Raw genomic sequence first — 17,213 nt, forward strand, 5'->3', positions numbered from 1 at the left:
TGTACTCGATATGAGTATTACTTTCGTCATATGTTTGGTGATGAAAAGAGAGAGGGGGTGAAGCGGGGTTATATCATGTTTTGCAAATATAATGTAAGCTCAGTCCTGTTTGTCACTTCAAGTTTATCGAGGATTCTGGATACATAGTTTTTCACAGTGCCTTCAGTCAGGAATAAGTCTGCGGCAATGCGTTTATTGCTTTTGCCTTCCATAATGTGTTTTGCGACATCAAGCTCTCTCGGCGTGAGAATCTCCGTCAGCTTTGGCTGCGGCTCCTCCTGAACGGCCGGGATCCCGATATGATTCAGCGCTTTTACGACTTGAACTGTAACCTTGGGATTCAGCATCATATTCCCTTCATAAACGGCCTGAAGAGAGGCAATGATTTCTTCTGAATCAGCATCTTTCAAGATATAGCCGTCAGCCCCGCTTTTCAGCCCGGCAAAAATATAGTGATCATCCTCAAACGTTGTGAGAATGATGACTTTTACGGACGGATAGCTGGCTTTTACCGCTTTTGTCGCTTCGATTCCGTCCATGCCGGGCATTCTGATATCCATCAAAATCACATCGGTTTCGGTTTGCGGAAGCAGCTGCAGAACTTCTTCGCCGGAAGAAGCTTCTCCCGATACTTGAATTCCTTCGTGAAGGCTCAGAATCATTTTGAGCCCCTCCCTGACAATGGATTGGTCGTCTGCGATCATGACATTCACTAGATCATTCCTCCTTACACGGTATCCTTATTTTCACGTCAAAACCCGTTTCATTTCCGGAAGAGAAAACAGCTTCTCCGCCAAGCGCGGCCGCTCTTTTTTCAATTCCTTTCAGACCATTTGATTTTATGATCGTTCTGCACGCTGAGCCGTTATTGTGAATATGCGCCAATATCATGTTCAGGTCCTTTTGAATCCGGACAGAAACATATGACGCATGTCCGTGCTTCACCGCGTTCGTAATCGTTTCCTGGACGGTTTGATAAAGACAGTGCTTCACATCAGGCTGCGCCGCTTCTATGGCCCCGTCCATCTCCAGCTCGAAGCGTATCCCTCCCGCCTCTTGAAAATGGCTGAAAATGTCACGGAGCGCTTGTTCAAATCCCTGCCCCGGCAAAGAGCCCTGCAGCAGCATCACGGCCTGGCGAAGCTTTAAAATCGATTCTTTCGTAAGATCATGCGCCTTATGAATGATCTGCTTTACTTTTTCCGGCTGATGCCCGGCTGTCTTCCCGGCAAATTCTAAATTCATTTTCAGAGCAGCGAGATAATGACCTAAAGAATCATGCAGCTCCTGCGCAATTCTTGTTCTTTCTTTCGTAACCGCCAGTTCTTCAATGCGTTCTGAGTATTCCTTCAGTGTGGCGTTGGCCGTCTTCAGCTCTCGATTCAGCGATTCAACCTTTGACTTCTCCTGCAGATTCTTCCGATATAAATAAATCACCGCAAACATGATGAAGTAAGGGAGCACGATATCACTGACACCCGCTCCGGAGGCGTATAAAGCTGCGGCAAATGCGGCGGCATTCATCGTTAACAAAACAGCCGAAATCTGCTTATCAGTAATAAGCACCTCCACCAATAAAAGCACCATTATGGCCTGTGCCCCAATGCAATAGACATTGTACAGCAGAACTCCCGCCATGACGCTGCTCAGGAGAAAAGATCCGTGATAGATGGCGGACTGTCTCTTCATATATATCGGCCGCAGACAGTCATTCGCCGTCAGCAGCATCACGAGTACAGACAAAAAAACCTTCAGCTCCCCCCGGCCGGGAGGAAGCTGAATAATCGTATGAAAAATTGATAGTAACGCAAAGCCCCTGATCAGTAACTTTGTATGTGCAATCTTCATCGTATTCTCCTTACAGATGAGCGGCGGCTTTTCGCTCCACGTTCAGCAGATCATACAGCTCATCAAGCGAATGAATTTCATATGTCGGGATGATCCCGGACTTATTTATTTTCTTTCCGGGATTAAACCAGCACGTATCAATTCCCGCCATCTGACCGCCTTTTATGTCCGCGCTCAGTGAATCGCCGATAATAAGCCCGCGCTCGGCAGAAAAACCGGGAATTCTCGCAAATACATAATCAAAGTATTCCTTCATCGGCTTTTGAAAACCCGTATCCTCAGATACAAACACATCTTTAAAAAACGGATACAGACCGGAATCACCCAGCCGCTTATATTGCGATCTTGATACACCGTTCGTCACGATGTATAAATCAAATAAAGGACTCAGCCTTTTAATCAGCTCATAAGCTCCGTCTATCATCTGGTGCCCTTCTTCTAAGTATCGGCGGTACGCCTCATTCATCAGCACGCCGTCCGCTTCGAGGCCGTATTCTTTAAACAAAAGGGCAAACCGTGTATTCACCACTTCATCGCGGGTCATGTCCCCCTCTTCAAACGCCTTCCACAACCCTTGATTTAACGCTTTATAACGGGCTTCCACCTCTGCGGTCAGTTCCAGCTTTGAACTTTGAAACAATTTTTGAAGAGCATCGGTTTCTGAAGCGGTAAAATCCAGCAGCGTATTGTCTATATCAAATAATAACGTACGGTAGTGACTCATCGATGTTTCCCCCGGTTCTGCTTTTTTTAACCAGTATACCACTCGCGGACAAGCCGAAAAAGACACCCCTTTAAGAGAGGTGTCTTGTTGAGTTATACAGCGTCTTCTATTTTCGAGTCTTCATCAGACATGCGCTTGCCGATGCCGAACGCATAATAGCTGATCGTCACAATCGCCATAAAAATCACCCCGACGACCAAAGATATCCGCGTCTCTTTGTTAAACCACATGCCGGCCAATACCATGATTAAGAAAGCAATCGTCAAATAGTTTGTAAACGGCGCAAAAGGCATTTTAAACGGGTGCTGATCAAGCTCAGCGCCCTTCGCCCGTCTGAAACCGAGATGGCTGATTAAGATAACAAACCACGGAATCATTCCCGGCAGCACACTCGCGCTGTAGACATAGACAAATATTTTCGGAGGCGCGATGTAGTTCAGCACGACACCGATCACAAGGCCGATTAATACTGCGAGCGTACCGAATATCGGCACACCGCTCGATGAAACTTTCTTAAAGAATTTCGGCGCCTGTCCGTTCACGCCCAATGTATAAAGCATGCGTCCCGCACTGAAAATCCCGCTGTTGCAGCCGGACATCGCAGCGGTAATCACAACAAAGTTAATCAAACCGGCCGCCGCCGTAATCCCGACTTTCGCAAATGTCGAAACAAACGGACTGCCGAGGGAGTGAAGCTCATTCCACGGATACACAGTCACGATTACGAAAATCGCACCGATGTAGAAAATCAAAATCCGCCAGATAATGCTCTGAATCGCGCTTCGCAGCGTTTTTTGCGGATCTTTCGCTTCTCCTGCCGTAATTCCGATCAGCTCAACCCCTTGATAGGCCGCAACAACCAAAGACAAAGCAAAGAAAAATCCGGAAAAACCATTTGTAAAGAAACCGCCGTGCGACCATAAATTAGATAATCCGATCGCATGACCCCCGTTGCCGAAACCGAAGAAAATAATGCCGATACCCGCAACAATCATCAGAATAATGGTGACGATTTTGATCATGGCAAACCAAAATTCAAACTCACCGAAAGATTTTACCGAAATCAAATTCGCCGCACCGAGAATGGCCATGGCGATAAGGCCGGGAATCCATGCCGGCAGATCAGGAAACCAATATTTCATATACGAACCGACGGCAATAATTTCAGACATCCCGACGATCACCCATTGAAACCAGTTGCTCCACGCCGTCATATAGCCGGCTAACGGATGTATATACTTATGGCCGAATGTCGCAAACGACCCTGTACTCGGCTCTACATAAAGCATTTCGCCCATCGCACGCATGATAAAAAAGATAAAGATACCCGAGATCGCATAAGCCAGCAGAACAGACGGCCCTGTCCATCCAATCGTGCTGGATGACCCCATGAATAAACCGACACCGATCGTGCCGCCCAGCGCAATCATCTGGATATGACGCGCGCCTAAGCCTCTCTTTAATTCCTTGTTTGCCACTTCGCTTCCTCCTCTTAACAGCTCTGATATATGTGAAATAATGAAGCAGAAGGTGCACCTGTTGAACCTAACTCAATCTTCATTTCCCGCAATATTAGAAATATTCTATCTTCCTATTGTTATATAGTCTCCAATTTCCTTATTCCATCATAATAAATTTTCGTGGAAAACACAATTGTTTTTTTCAGGTAAACACCCTGCACCCTAGACCGAGAGACTCAAAATAAAGCGCTTTTATTTTTATTAAATTAAGAATATTGAGATAATAATTGCCACAGCTTCCGAGAAACAGTATTTCCCGGGAGAAAAAGTTCCACCCCCTATTCTATAAATGTTGCTAAGCAGAATGGCGTAAAGCCTTACTCTCTATCATTCTCCCTCTCATACGCCATCATCCTGCTTACCCCGGCAAAAATCATTCACTAATCGATAAATGCCTCATTCAGCCGCAGCAAAAGCCTGCCGAACATTTCTTTCTCCTCGCCGGACCAATCGTCAAGCATGCGATGATACCGCTCAAGACGCATCTTTTTATCAGCTTTTAGCCTCTGTTTGCCAAGCTTCGTAATCGCAAACAGACTGACCCGCCCGTCAGAAGGATCGGAGAAGCGCTGGATCAGCTCCTTCGTTTCCAAGGCCGCGGCCTGTCGAGACAACGTAGATATATCCAGTTTAAAGGATTCGGCCAATTCCTTCACACGCGCCGGCCCGAATTCATCAAGCTGCCGTAATAACAAATACGCAGCTCTTTCCAGATGTCCGATTTTGCGGTCGGAGTTATCAAGATAAACAGCCCTCCTGATAAAAGTGGTGAGCTCATATTCAATTAATTCAATCGGATCTTGTTTTGACAAACGCCTCACTCCTTACATTGACAACAGCAATATTAGTTGTATAATACAAACATATGCACATTTACTCAGAAAACATATAGAAAGATTTTGCATACATATATTTGTATAGTACAAATATATGTGCCGAAAGTAAAGAAACTTATCGAAGCAACAAGAAAGGGGGAAGCTGCTCTTCTCCAAAGAACAGCATCGTTGTGAAAATCATACGCATCATACTGCAAATCATTATTTTATTCGCATTTTCCTTTATCGGGGGAGCCGTTCAGCAGCTCTTCCACCTGCCCATTCCCGGCAGTATCATCGGTTTAATCCTGCTCATCATATGTTTATCGGTTAAGATCATTCCCGCCAAAATGATTGAAGACGGAGCTGGATTTTTGCTGTCTTTTCTTCCGCTGCTATTCATTCCGGCCATGACGGGCGTCATCAATTATCCGTCACTGTTTTCCGCCAGCGGGGCGGCCCTGTTTTTAATCGTCGTGCTGAGCACCATCGTCACAATGATCGCCGCAGGGTACGCGAGCCAGCTGTTAGAGCATAAAGCCAATCAGAGAAAGGAGAAAAAGAAGTGCAGCAAGCATGTATCGCAATCCTTATAATTTTGTTCACGGCCGCCGCCTATCTGGCCATGGTGAAATTATATGTACGCTTTCCATATCCCTTTCTCATACCTGTGTTGACGACTACGATTTTCATTATTGCCGTGCTGCTTGTTTTTCATATTCCGTATAAAGAGTATATGGTCGGCGGACAATGGATCAATTCACTGCTCGGCCCCGCCGTGGTGGCTTTGGCATACCCGCTTTATAAGCAGCGCCGGATGTTGATCAAGTATATGTTTCCGATTATCGGCGGCGTATTGGCCGGTTTATTCTCCGGAATGGTCAGCGGCCTGTTATTTGCAGAGCTGTTCGGCATCAGCCGGAGTTTGATTTTGTCTATCATCCCAAAATCAATCACGACTCCCGTCGCCATTCAGATCGCGTCCGGTATCGGCGGTGTTCCTTCCATGACAGTCGTGTTCGTCATGATCGCAGGGTTTTCCGGCGTCATCTTAGGGCCGCTGCTTCTCAAGTGGATCCGCATCCGCAGCTCACTCGGGAAAGGAATTGCATTCGGGAGCGCCTCCCATGCGCTCGGCACCTCAAAAGCAATGGAATACGGAGAATTAACGGTCTCCATGAGTTCTGTCTCCATGACGCTCTGCGCCGTGTTAGGGTCGGTCTTCGGACCTGTCGTAGCATGGATGTTTCAAATTTAAAGCTGGCGGTTCTCCGTCAGCTTTTTTATATGCAGATTATCTCATTTTCTTCCAATATTGATGTTTCATTTGTAAAAAGAATGGTAAAGTAGAAAACAAGGAGGGATTTAAGATGACTGCAGCAATTCCGCAAAAGAAACTGCTGGATGGGACAAGCATTCCCGCGATCGGCTTCGGTACATACGCTCTTCATGGAAACAACGGCGTTCATGCCGTTACCAGCGCCATTGATATCGGCTATCGTCTGATTGACACCGCTTATAACTATGAAAATGAAGGGGCGGTCGGAGAAGCCATCAAGAGAAGCTCTGTTCCGAGAGAGCAGCTATACGTGACGTCCAAGCTTCCGGGACGCTACCATGAATATGACAAAGCTGTACAAACCATTCAAGAATCTTTATACCGCGCCGGTCTGGATTACTATGACCTGTATCTCGTCCATTGGCCGAATCCGAAACAAGACCGCTACAAAGAAGCATGGCAGGCACTGATCGATGCGAAAAAATGGGGCCTGATCCGCTCCATCGGCGTCTGCAATTTCCTGCCTGAGCATATCGAACGGCTCGAACGTGAAACCGGCGTAAAGCCAGGCATCAACCAAATTGAACTGCATCCCGCCTTTAATCAGCAGCAACAGCGCCAATGGCACGAAGAACAGGGCATCGTGACAGAATCATGGAGTCCGTTAGCCCGCGCCGGCGAAGTATTGAACGATCAAAAACTCGGACAGATTGCGGACAAATACGGAAAAACCATTTCTCAAGTCATTTTACGCTGGCATATCCAGCTGGGCGCCATCCCGATTCCAAAATCAGCATCCCCAGAGCGCCAGCTTGAAAACATCTCTGTTTTTGATTTCTCCCTTGATGAAAACGACATGAAACTTATCGATTCGCTTACCCGCCCGGACGGACGCATAAACGGCCAAGACCCGGCGGAGTATGAGGAGTTTTAAGCAAACGCATAAAGAAAGCTGACGGCATCATTCGTCAGCTTTTTTCTCATTTTATATACGCACACCCAGCTCCCGTTTCCATTCAGAAAGCCAATCCGTATCCCCAGATCCGTATTGCCTGCTTTGGCCGGCATCACGCAGAGATCCGTCTTTGTAATCAATGGACAGCACCAAATCAGGAATGGCATCATAACCCGTTCTCGCCAGCTTCGTAAGCGCCTGTCCGTAATGGGCAGCCGCTTCTGCCGCCGTATGTTTCAGTAAAGGATCGTGCTGTAGCACTTCCTTATAAACGTCTAAAAGGTCGCGGCCGTCTTCTGTGACGAACTTCCCGTCCACAGTCTGCAAGTCTTTCAGATGATAGCCGGTCACCTCATACATTTCCCGAACGACTTGATATTTCTCATACGCTTCCGGCGTAAACTGCGAGGAGTCATCACTCCGGCTGCGAATGATGTGCGCAAACAGCTCTTTGCTGTTTTCTCCGGAGTTTAAGACGGCTTCGATCTGCTGAGTGAGCTCTTTATCGTCAGTCCCGCTCACTTTTAACAGATAATCAATCGGTGATATCGTAAATGTAAGATTCGCACCCTCCGGAATCTGAATATGATTCCGATGAAAAAGCACACCGATTTGCTGATTGACCTGTCCTCTCTGAAACACCTTTTCATTTTCTCCTTGAATCTCTCCATTGAGTGTTTCACCCCGAAACGCAGCATCACGGAAATCATAGCTTTGGGCTTTCCCCTTAAACAGCCATTCCGTTTCATTATGATAAGCGGCCTGACGCTCTGATTCGGATAAATCACTCCTGAAATAAGGTGAATCGGGACGCTGGTATTTGTCCTTAATAAAACGTAAAGGATCTGATTTTCGTTTATTGATTTCATTGATACGGCTGTATTTCTCATCAAGAATCCTGCTTGCAATATCACTCTCAGACTCATACGGATTATCAGCGGCTATTACTGTCTCATTCCCATTATCCGTAATCGTTTTCTGATTTGCGGATTGATATAAACGGGACAGGCTGCTCCCTTTCTCAGTGACACCGCTCCTTGAATAATTCACCTGGCTCAGATCGCGGGTCCCGCCTGATTGAATCAATAAGCTGTCCGGCCTTTTTGCCGCATCTTTCACATTTGTTTTAGAAGAATTTTGCTGAAGCATTTGCTGAGCCATTATTTGATTTTTTATATAACGAGCGTTTAGGCGCATGTTTTTAACCTCCGCTTGAGATGATGTTCTAGTGTTTTTATCGGCTGTTTCCCAGTTGATTTTAACCTTAAATAACAAATGTTTACATAATGGTCGTTTTTATATATGATGAAGTAAAAAGGGGGATTTTTCCATGAAAAAGTATATATCTATTCTATTTGTCACTGCAATCGTATTATCAGGCGTATTGTTTGCACCTTCAGCTTCAGCCTCTGCGTTTCAAGTAAGCACTATTACAGGAAATCACTCATTTGAAACTGCCAATCCAGTAGGCTACTGGAAATATAAAAATATTGATACAGCCGTATTGCCGGAAAGGGAAAAAGAATCGTACTTCACTTTCACTGCCAATAAGGGAGAAAGACTCTATGTCAGGAGCTCAACAAGGAGTGAATACAAGGGAATGAGCATTGAAATTTACAATAAAAATAAAGTGCTGGTCAGTAAAGGCACAGAAGTGATAAACCCTGATACGCTGCTTCCTTTTATCTATGCCATTACAGATGCGAAAGAAAATAACGAGACGTTCTACGTGAAAGTGTCCCGCGGCTCATACACTGACGATATATACTTTACACTCTCCATTTACGATCGAATCAAAGCCGGAAGCGAAACCTTCGCATTCAGCGGCACAGCTGAAAATAAAGGAAATACAAGCCTCAGTCCGAACGGATCGGATTCAACCGTTCTCAGGCTCGACTTAACCAAACAGACAAGCATTCCAAAAGACGCCATAGTGAAAAGAATCAGCACCACCGCGACTCAAATACCAAGTCAAGGAAACACAAAACACAGCATAATGTCTGAAGAAAATAAAGTATGGCACCGTGCACTCGCAAACAGCTCCACTCAAGGAAATTACGGTATCACACTGGATGATAACCTCTCAGTCTCAAGCATCTGGAATTTTAAATACAACACACTTGCAACAGCAAAATCGACTATGAAAAATGTGAAATTGAAGATAGATTATGAGTACGATGTGACATCACAATATTAATGAGAAGAAAAGCCGCCCATTGTGCGGGCGGCTTTCTGCTTGGAGTTTAAGTAAATTTATGAGCCCGTTCCATGCCTTATCCTGTTGTAAATTCTTTTTTATGATAGATAGCTGCGGCAATGAAAAATGAAATGAGATATAAGATAACGCCGATCATGAGATATATAATCGGGACATATAAAGAAGGATCTATGTGCAAAAATGACGGCGATAATTGTTCTGCTACATAACCAACGACACTTTGCAATCCAAAGGTAGCAAAAAGTCCCCCCATTGCACCTCCAATTACAATAGCATCAGACTTTTCCGGGCCTATCATGTAGAGAAGAGGATAAACGATTGCACCGGCAAAGAGCACGATGAACGTTCCAAAAGAGACAATATTCAATATGCCGTCAATTCGATCATCAGAACCCAGGCAGTATACAAAGAAGACACCATAAGATATCACAGCTCCGATCACAACAACTAAAAGATAGAAGACATAGTGGCTTTGAACAATATTTGTTCTGCTGACCGGTAAAGTCAGCACATACTTGTCATAGCCAGACTTACTCTCATACTTTATAACCTCAAGTGCGGGCATGACGACAAACAAAATAATCAGCATAGCAACAAAACGATGCATTGAAGCCTCTCCAAAATAAAAGATGACTGCTGATACCAATATGGCCAACCCCGTGTATGCAAAGAAACTTCGATAAACTAAGTAATAGTTAGTCAATAACAGACCTCTCATGTTTTTCACTCCTCGTTAAAAAGACACTGATTTCTTCTATTGAAATGGTTTTGGCCGTTACGCCATTCGGCAATTTCTGTCGATCCGATACAAGCACACTCCAATAAGATCCATGGCTCCTTTTTGCAAGAATGATATCTTCGTTGAGCTCAGCCAATTGACCTTCATCAACATCTATAACAGTATAGCTTTCAAGAACCTTATCTTTCTCTTCATTTAATAAAATCTCGCCATCTTTCATAATAATGATATGGCTTGCTATCTTCTCAACATCAGACATAATATGTGATGAAAGTAAAATACCGCCGTTGCATTTACTCACAAAGCTTTTTAATTCATTTAACAGATCATCTCTTGAAGAGGGATCAAGCCCTCCCGTTGCTTCATCCAGGATTAATAATTTCGCGTTATGCGACAAAGCAACAGCTACGGATAACTTCATTGACATGCCGCGCGAGAATGTATTTACTTTTTTATCCATAGGTAAAGAGAAAGATTGAACCAACCGGTAAAAATTGTCTTGGTCCCAAGCACCGAATAGCTTTTTAAATACATGATTCAGCTGCTTTATTGTAAGATGCGCGGGCAGATTCATCGCATCAAATGCGACCCCTATATCTTCTTTGAACTTTATATGTTTATCCAGATTCTCCTCACCAAAGATTTTCACTTTTCCTCTATCTTGAGAGATTAACCCTAATATCGTTTTAAATGTTGTTGATTTGCCTGCGCCGTTATCACCGATAAAACCGACAATGGACCCGGCAGGCACATTGAATGTAATACCCTTTAAAACAGCTTTATGACCAAAAGATTTGCTGAGGTTTCTGACTTCTAAAAGATTTGACATCATTCCACTCCTATCACTGTTGTCAGGACTTTTTTAAGAATTGAACCGGATTATTGCAAAAATATTGTGATTTTTATATCTGGTCGAGGAATTCATAATGAAGCAAGAGTCGGCAAACACAAAAGAGATTTTAAAGTCTTAAGCATAATGTGGAAGTGCAATCGATTGATTACGTTTATATAATGGATATTCATGATGAAAAATTGCTGGAGGTGATGACTTTCCGATGAGGTATACACAAAAACGATTTACTAATTATTACATTTATGGATTTTTACCAGAATGCATCTCGTATTATAAAGCAGGTGTTATTCCTTTTCAATATTAAACCGGGATTTCTTTATAAATATAAAAATCTTCCGGTCAATCGAAAAGGTGTCCTCTTCTAATCTTCATAAAAAACCCCTCTGGTTTATCTCAATAAGAGGGGCTGATTTTCAACTTATAGTAAATACAATGCATTATAAATCATTTAAAATTTCTTTGCATAAAGCTTACCAAAAATATCTTCGTATTTTTCAAATGGCAGATTCCTTAGTTTTTTTTCAAATAAGCTATATATACATTCTTTCATTCCTTTATTATTCATTAAAGATTCTATCTCTTCTTCCTTTAGATATGAAAGTAAATCTATATCAGTTAATTTAAGATTCTTCGTATTAAAAACTAAATCAAAATACTCTGAGTAACCACCAAAAACATCTACAAACTCTTCTAACTCCTCTTTTTTTAGTTTATTTACCCTGTATAAATCTGTTAATATATTCAGGTTTCTTTCAATAGGATCCGGATGTATTTTAACAGCTTTATTTTCATTCTTTATTTTAAAAACTGTATCTTCTATTATTTTTTTATTAATATCTTTGTCCTCAGTAATAACATCGTTAATTGAAATCATATAATAAAAATTTAACTCATTAAATTGTAATAATCCTTCTTTGCTTTTAATTTTTTCTACTAAACTTTCAATTACTTTAATTATTATATTCTTGTATTCTTCAGATATAGCCTTTAGTATCGGAACTATTAAATTTTCAAAAACAGTATACAAAATATCATATTCTTTTTCTTCATAGGATTTCTTTATTAAAATCACATAACTAGAGATTATATCGTTATTTATAGGCTGCTCATTGTAATCTACATATATATTAGTTAAATTATTATACAGTCCGTTATTATCAAATTCAATTATTCTGCTATTTCTCATGTATATTTCTAAATACTTTTCTAAATAGTCCAATACTGTTTTTTGAGCTAAAATTTCTTTGTTTGCTACTGCCACTATAAATTTATTTATATATTTTAATTCATTTAAATTTATTTTTTCATTGAGGAGTAATAACAGCTTACCTGCAATAAGATTTGCCTGTTCAAAGTCTAGATTTGTTTTTGAAGTTAGTACTAATACATTATAAAAATAGCGCTTACTTTTTTTATCATTACAATTTTTCACAATGTTCTTAATCACTTTGTCCAAAACTTTCATAATGTACTCAAAAGCAGAATTTTTAAGTTTTAATTCTCTAATATTATACTCTATCAAAACATCTTCAAAATCACTATTTTTTAATTTTGTTATTATTATATATACTTCATATAGGTCTAGTTCTTCTATTTTATTTAAGGATACTTTGTTAAAAAAACTCTTCGAATTATTTGATTGGGTACTGTAGCTCGCAAAAATGCCCTCTACAAAATTTAAATACAGGCTTTGAATCTCTTTGTATTTATTTATACATAGATAATTCGCTTCTATAAAAAGCCAAATATTGCTAATCATATGAAAATTTTTATTGAGTGAGCTATTAAAAGAAAATCCTCCATTTTCCACAGTACGTTTTGTTTCCTTTAATGTGTCCACTTCTTTATTCAATTTATTTTGCACTTTATATATTAAATTAAAATCTTGAAGCTCTTTTAAAAATTCTATGCTTTTTCTTTCTTCATTGGGGAGATTTGCATAAATATTTTCAAGATCTAGTTCTTTAAGTTCCATTTCAATATTGTTATTCACATTATAATATCCTTTTACTAAGAACTTCCCTACATGCTTCCTGTTAAATTCCGAAATATAATAAATCAAAAACTCCTTATCTTGAAAAGCTTTCAATGAAATCGTTTTATAATATTTATAGGCATCGTAAAACTTATTACATTCACAATAAGCAAATGCCTGTTTTAACATGAGAAAATAATCTTCTCCCTCTATAAGGCTTGTAAAACTATTTATATCTATAGGATCTATTAAACTATCTTTATCTATTATTTTAGCCCTCAATTTATCTAAGTAATTATCTTGATTATCAATACTAAATATTATTTGTTTTTCCCTAGACACGCCCTGTATATTTGCTTTTTTAAATACCATTATAATTTTCTCAAACATCCAATTATCTTTATATGCGTCAAGGTTAGAAAATACCCTTGATAAACTATTCTCTCCATTGAGAATAGTTAAAGTTCTATCACCAAATAAATCATATCCTACTGATTTTAACCCTAAGTTATTTACAATTTGCTCAGGCATTATAAAATTTAACTTTTCAAAACAACTAATTTTTTTATAAACAATTTCTAAGTCACTCATTTTTGTCATCTTATCAAAAGAATTAAAATAACTTAATACATCAAATAATCTATTGCCTCTCCAATTAGATATATCAAAAATATTATTATTCGGCATATTACTTATTTCATCATAATATAAAATGTTAATCCCGCGATTTTTATAGTATGCATGTTCCATCCGCGAGTACTTCTTACTACTCTCAATTAAGTATGCTGGTTGAAAATGATTTCTTAAAATATTTTTAACCCATTGAAAAATTAAATTGAAATTTGAATCATTTATTGAGTATCCTATAAATAAAACTGTATTTGTGGCAATCAAAGCTTTAATATAACTTTCAATCAACGTGAAATTAGAAGAATAATTCAAATAGTCATCTTCCTTTAGTACAATGTTTCTGTTTTCAAAATCGCCATGCATCTTAATAATAGTTTTATTAAAATTATCATATGGAAGATCTAAATCGTGCTTTACAGTATGAAAAAACTGTCCTTCTTCAATAGCTGCTTCTTCTAGCAAAGTATCATAGTTAGTTGTAATAATATGAGTTGGTTTAAGTTTGAAAATCTCCTTATGTATAGGATTTGGTTTATATTTCTTTTTCAAAAAAACTTCATTCATTTTTTCGAAATATTCTTTTTCTCCTCTTTCATTAAAATAATATTGAGGAATTTTCATATATAAGTCTGGAGATCTGTCTACATCAAATTCCCCCAAATCTTGTGCAAATTCTTTAATTAATTCATTCCAAGTTGGAATTCCTGAATTTGCTGAAACCCCCGCACCTACGAATACCACTAATTTATTGTTTTCGCTTGCCTCTTGGATTTTTGTTATACTCGTATCTAAAAAATAGTCACTCAATTTATCTTCCTCCTTAAACTTAAAATTCGATTTCCTTTCATATGAATCTCAATCTACATATTTTAAATTTTTAAAATTACATTTCTACATAACCGAAATGTAATGACTTCGGTTCTTTCAAATTAATACGATTGATATGAATCTACTTTTTCAATTAAATTTCAAGGCACTAACCACTCAGCAATTTTTCATATTTTCCTTATTGGCTCCTGCCAAATAGGATTGTCCAGTACTGTGACTATTCCCCAAAGGTCAGGGTTCTTTATATCTCCAAACCTTGCAATGGCAGTTATACCCAGGCTTTTCAAAAGCTTCAAATGTCTAACATTACACAATTTTCGCATATTTACATGAACAAAACCATTCTTATAAGCAAGCTACTGTTACCTTATCACTCATCTCAAATCATTAGCATTTTTAATAGTGAAAGGGGAGCTTATACTATAAAAGTAAGCATAGTAGAGATTTTCCTCGCTAAAAGTACTGTACTTAGGTTAAGATGTGCTTTTGGGGTTAAACCTACAGTTATAGCGCCTTTTATTTTTAGCGCAAGCTTATTAGCACAAAAAATTCGACTGGACCATTGCCACAATTCGAATAATTATTATATTCAAGCCCCGTTGATATTCTCCTAAACAAAAACATCCGTTCGCTTATTCAAATTATAAGCGAACGGATGTAAATCATTCAAATATTTAAACAACCATATTATCCGCTAAAGCTGTTTACCATGAATTAAAATTATTTATTCCTACTCCACAGTCACACTCTTCGCAAGGTTGCGCGGTTTATCAACATCACAGCCGCGGTGCAGTGCCGCGTAGTAAGCGATCAGCTGCAATGGCACAACAGAAACCAGCGGAGCAAGCGCAGGGTTGACTTCCGGCAGGATGAATCTGTCGTCTGCGTCATCTAAGCCTTTCAGCGAGATGATGCAAGTGTTGGCGCCGCGGGCTGCGACTTCCTTCACGTTTCCGCGGATGCTCAGGTTGACATGTTCTTGTGTCGCCAGTGCGAAGACCGGTGTTCCTTCTTCGATCAGTGCGATTGTTCCGTGCTTCAGCTCGCCGCCGGCGAAGCCTTCCGCCTGAATGTAAGAAATCTCTTTCAGCTTCAGGGCGCCTTCGACACATACGAAGTAGTCGAGGCCGCGGCCGATGAAGAAAGCGTTTCTTGAAACAGTCAGGTACTCACGCGCGATCATTTCCATTTCGTCCTTCTGGTCGCAGAGAGCTTCCATGGCATTTGCCGCGATACCTAATTCTTTGACTAAATCAAAGCCGATATCAACGCCGTTGCGTTCTGCCGCAACTGATGCAAGGATCGCAAGCACGGCAATCTGAGCCGTATACGCTTTTGTTGATGCAACCGCGATTTCAGGGCCGGCATGCAGAAGCAATGTGTAATCCGCTTCACGGGAAAGCGTGGATCCCGGAACGTTTGTAATTGTCAGCGCTTTGTGGCCCAGCGCTTTGACTTGAACAAGCACGGCGCGGCTGTCCGCTGTTTCTCCGCTTTGAGAAAGGAAGATAAAGAGCGGTTTCTTAGACAGAAGCGGCATGTTGTAAGAGAATTCACTCGCTACATGCACTTCAACCGGGACGTTTGCCCACATTTCAATATATTGTTTTCCGACAAGACCGGCATGGTAGCTCGTTCCGCAAGCCACGATATAAATGCGGTCAGCTTCCGCCACAGCGTCAGCGACATCGCCGGCCACAGCCAGTCTGCCATTTTCGTCTTGATACGTTTGGATGATTTTTCGCATAACAAGCGGCTGCTCATCCGTTTCTTTTAACATGTAGTGAGGGTATGTGCCTTTTTCGATATCACTGGCGTCAAGCTCAGCGATATAAGACGCACGTGTCATGACTTCACCGTCAAGGTTTTTAATCACGGTTTCGTCTTTTGTCACGATCACCATTTCTTTATCCAAAAGCTCAACGTATTCATTCGTTACTTGAAGCATAGCCATCGCGTCAGATGCCACGACGTTAAACGTATCTCCAAGACCGATTAACAGAGGGCTTTTGTTTTTTGCAACGAAAATGGTGTCTGTGTTTTCGCCGTCAAATAATGCAATCGCGTAAGAGCCTTTTAACAGAGTGAGTGTTTTTCGGAACGCTTCTTCTGTATTAAGACCTCCCGCCACAAATTGCTCGATCATTTGAACGATGACTTCAGTGTCCGTGTCGCTTTTCAGTTCAACATTTTCAAGGTATTCGCGCTTCAGCTGAACATAGTTCTCGATCACACCGTTGTGAACAAGTGTAAAGCGGCCAAGTGCGCTTTGATGCGGGTGAGCGTTCAGGAAGCTTGGTTCGCCGTGAGTCGCCCAGCGTGTATGGCCGATTCCCGCTTGAGATTCAACCGCAGGATCCACCACTTCACGAAGGTCGGCGATGCGGCCTTTCTCTTTGTACACATGCACGCCCTGCTCGTTCGCCACAGCGATACCGGCAGAGTCATAGCCGCGGTACTCAAGCTTCTCTAATCCTTTTAACAAAATCTCTTTCGCATCAAGCTGACCGATATAACCTACAATTCCACACATTTTTTCTTCCTCCTAAAGGTGTAAAAGGAGACGAAGAAAGCCGAATTACAAGGGGACTTTCAATCGTCCCCTCCCACATGTTTTTTTGGAAGATCATGTGATTTCCCTTTGTTCGGAGAGTCGCCCCTCCGGTTTGAAGAAATCCTTACGGCTGTGATCTAAATGAATCAGCCGGGAGGCATCCGCCGAAAATTCGATAACCTCCATCCTCGTCAACTAAGCCTTTTTTCGGGCGCTTAGTTCGGGCGCTGTAATTATAAAAGATGCAAACAATTCCGCCTTCCCTGCAAGTGAAA

At 41.1% G+C, this 17,213-nt stretch carries 14 protein-coding genes; 4 read left to right on the forward strand and 10 right to left on the reverse strand.

Going from position 1 to position 17,213, the window contains the following annotated elements; translation table 11 throughout:
- Positions 1-68: 68 nt before the first annotated feature.
- The 5 genes from ACXN9U_RS13375 to ACXN9U_RS13395 all read right to left on the reverse strand — a co-directional run bounded on the left by ACXN9U_RS13375 (position 69) and on the right by ACXN9U_RS13395 (position 4,904).
- A complete protein-coding gene (locus ACXN9U_RS13375) occupies positions 69-713 on the reverse strand; it encodes a response regulator transcription factor (RefSeq protein ID WP_438421114.1) in 645 nt (214 codons plus the stop codon).
- Positions 714-717: 4 nt separating this feature from the next.
- The gene (locus ACXN9U_RS13380) at positions 718-1,848 is read right to left on the reverse strand and encodes a sensor histidine kinase (RefSeq protein ID WP_489201782.1); all 1,131 of its coding nucleotides are present in this window, start codon (positions 1,846-1,848) and stop codon (positions 718-720) included.
- 10 nt (positions 1,849-1,858) lie between these two features.
- The gene (locus ACXN9U_RS13385) at positions 1,859-2,572 is read right to left on the reverse strand and encodes a YjjG family noncanonical pyrimidine nucleotidase (protein WP_489201783.1); all 714 of its coding nucleotides are present in this window, start codon (positions 2,570-2,572) and stop codon (positions 1,859-1,861) included.
- 92 nt (positions 2,573-2,664) lie between these two features.
- On the reverse strand, positions 2,665-4,050 hold the full coding sequence (locus ACXN9U_RS13390) for an amino acid permease (protein ID WP_016936906.1): 1,386 nt from the start codon (positions 4,048-4,050) through the stop codon (positions 2,665-2,667).
- A gap of 422 nt (positions 4,051-4,472) precedes the next feature.
- Complete coding sequence (locus ACXN9U_RS13395) at positions 4,473-4,904, reverse strand: MarR family winged helix-turn-helix transcriptional regulator (protein WP_016936907.1); 432 nt, start codon at positions 4,902-4,904, stop codon at positions 4,473-4,475.
- A gap of 194 nt (positions 4,905-5,098) precedes the next feature.
- Here ACXN9U_RS13395 and ACXN9U_RS13400 point away from each other — a divergent pair, with 194 nt between their 5' ends.
- From ACXN9U_RS13400 to ACXN9U_RS13410, 3 genes are all read left to right on the forward strand, one after another.
- On the forward strand, positions 5,099-5,503 hold the full coding sequence (locus ACXN9U_RS13400) for a CidA/LrgA family holin-like protein (RefSeq protein ID WP_060963715.1): 405 nt from the start codon (positions 5,099-5,101) through the stop codon (positions 5,501-5,503).
- On the forward strand, positions 5,473-6,165 hold the full coding sequence (locus tag ACXN9U_RS13405) for an LrgB family protein (RefSeq protein ID WP_016936909.1): 693 nt from the start codon (positions 5,473-5,475) through the stop codon (positions 6,163-6,165). The genes ACXN9U_RS13400 and ACXN9U_RS13405 overlap by 31 nt, the downstream gene beginning before the upstream one ends.
- Before the next feature lie 112 nt (positions 6,166-6,277).
- Positions 6,278-7,120, forward strand: coding sequence for an aldo/keto reductase (locus ACXN9U_RS13410; RefSeq protein WP_489201784.1), 843 nt, complete (start codon positions 6,278-6,280; stop codon positions 7,118-7,120).
- Between the two features lie 51 nt (positions 7,121-7,171).
- On the opposite strand, the gene ACXN9U_RS13415 is transcribed toward ACXN9U_RS13410, so the two are convergent.
- Positions 7,172-8,338: a DUF4885 family protein gene (locus ACXN9U_RS13415; RefSeq protein WP_489201785.1), complete on the reverse strand. Its 1,167-nt coding sequence runs from the start codon at positions 8,336-8,338 to the stop codon at positions 7,172-7,174.
- Between the two features lie 133 nt (positions 8,339-8,471).
- Between ACXN9U_RS13415 and ACXN9U_RS13420 the strand changes: the two genes are divergently transcribed.
- The gene (locus ACXN9U_RS13420; protein WP_060963718.1) at positions 8,472-9,338 is read left to right on the forward strand and encodes a hypothetical protein; all 867 of its coding nucleotides are present in this window, start codon (positions 8,472-8,474) and stop codon (positions 9,336-9,338) included.
- Between the two features lie 76 nt (positions 9,339-9,414).
- Here ACXN9U_RS13420 and ACXN9U_RS13425 read toward each other — a convergent pair whose 3' ends face one another.
- From ACXN9U_RS13425 to glmS, 4 genes are all read right to left on the reverse strand, one after another.
- Entirely contained in the window at positions 9,415-10,077 is a 663-nt protein-coding gene (locus ACXN9U_RS13425) for an ABC-2 transporter permease (protein ID WP_489201786.1), read from the reverse strand.
- Positions 10,055-10,927: an ABC transporter ATP-binding protein gene (locus ACXN9U_RS13430; RefSeq protein WP_489201787.1), complete on the reverse strand. Its 873-nt coding sequence runs from the start codon at positions 10,925-10,927 to the stop codon at positions 10,055-10,057. The genes ACXN9U_RS13425 and ACXN9U_RS13430 overlap by 23 nt, the downstream gene beginning before the upstream one ends.
- Positions 10,928-11,399: 472 nt before the next feature.
- A complete protein-coding gene (locus ACXN9U_RS13435; RefSeq protein ID WP_489201788.1) occupies positions 11,400-14,363 on the reverse strand; it encodes an SIR2 family protein in 2,964 nt (987 codons plus the stop codon).
- 751 nt (positions 14,364-15,114) lie between these two features.
- Positions 15,115-16,917 carry a glutamine--fructose-6-phosphate transaminase (isomerizing) gene (gene glmS, locus ACXN9U_RS13440; protein WP_316100973.1) on the reverse strand — a complete coding sequence of 601 codons (1,803 nt, stop codon included), beginning with the start codon at positions 16,915-16,917 and terminating at the stop codon, positions 15,115-15,117.
- Between the last annotated feature and the right edge of the window lie 296 nt (positions 16,918-17,213).

It is taken from the genome of Bacillus sp. BACIII (assembly GCF_057836745.1).

Excerpts from the sequence above, each read along its gene's own strand:
- ACXN9U_RS13380 (WP_489201782.1), bottom strand. The coding sequence starts at position 1,848 with ATGAAGATTGCACATACAAAGTTACTGATCAGGGGCTTTGCGTTACTA.
- ACXN9U_RS13385 (WP_489201783.1), bottom strand. The coding sequence starts at position 2,572 with ATGAGTCACTACCGTACGTTATTATTTGATATAGACAATACGCTGCTG.
- ACXN9U_RS13410 (WP_489201784.1), top strand. The coding sequence starts at position 6,278 with ATGACTGCAGCAATTCCGCAAAAGAAACTGCTGGATGGGACAAGCATT.
- ACXN9U_RS13415 (WP_489201785.1), bottom strand. The coding sequence starts at position 8,338 with ATGCGCCTAAACGCTCGTTATATAAAAAATCAAATAATGGCTCAGCAA.
- ACXN9U_RS13420 (WP_060963718.1), top strand. The coding sequence starts at position 8,472 with ATGAAAAAGTATATATCTATTCTATTTGTCACTGCAATCGTATTATCA.
- ACXN9U_RS13425 (WP_489201786.1), bottom strand. The coding sequence starts at position 10,077 with ATGAGAGGTCTGTTATTGACTAACTATTACTTAGTTTATCGAAGTTTC.
- ACXN9U_RS13430 (WP_489201787.1), bottom strand. The coding sequence starts at position 10,927 with ATGTCAAATCTTTTAGAAGTCAGAAACCTCAGCAAATCTTTTGGTCAT.
- glmS (WP_316100973.1), bottom strand. The coding sequence starts at position 16,917 with ATGTGTGGAATTGTAGGTTATATCGGTCAGCTTGATGCGAAAGAGATT.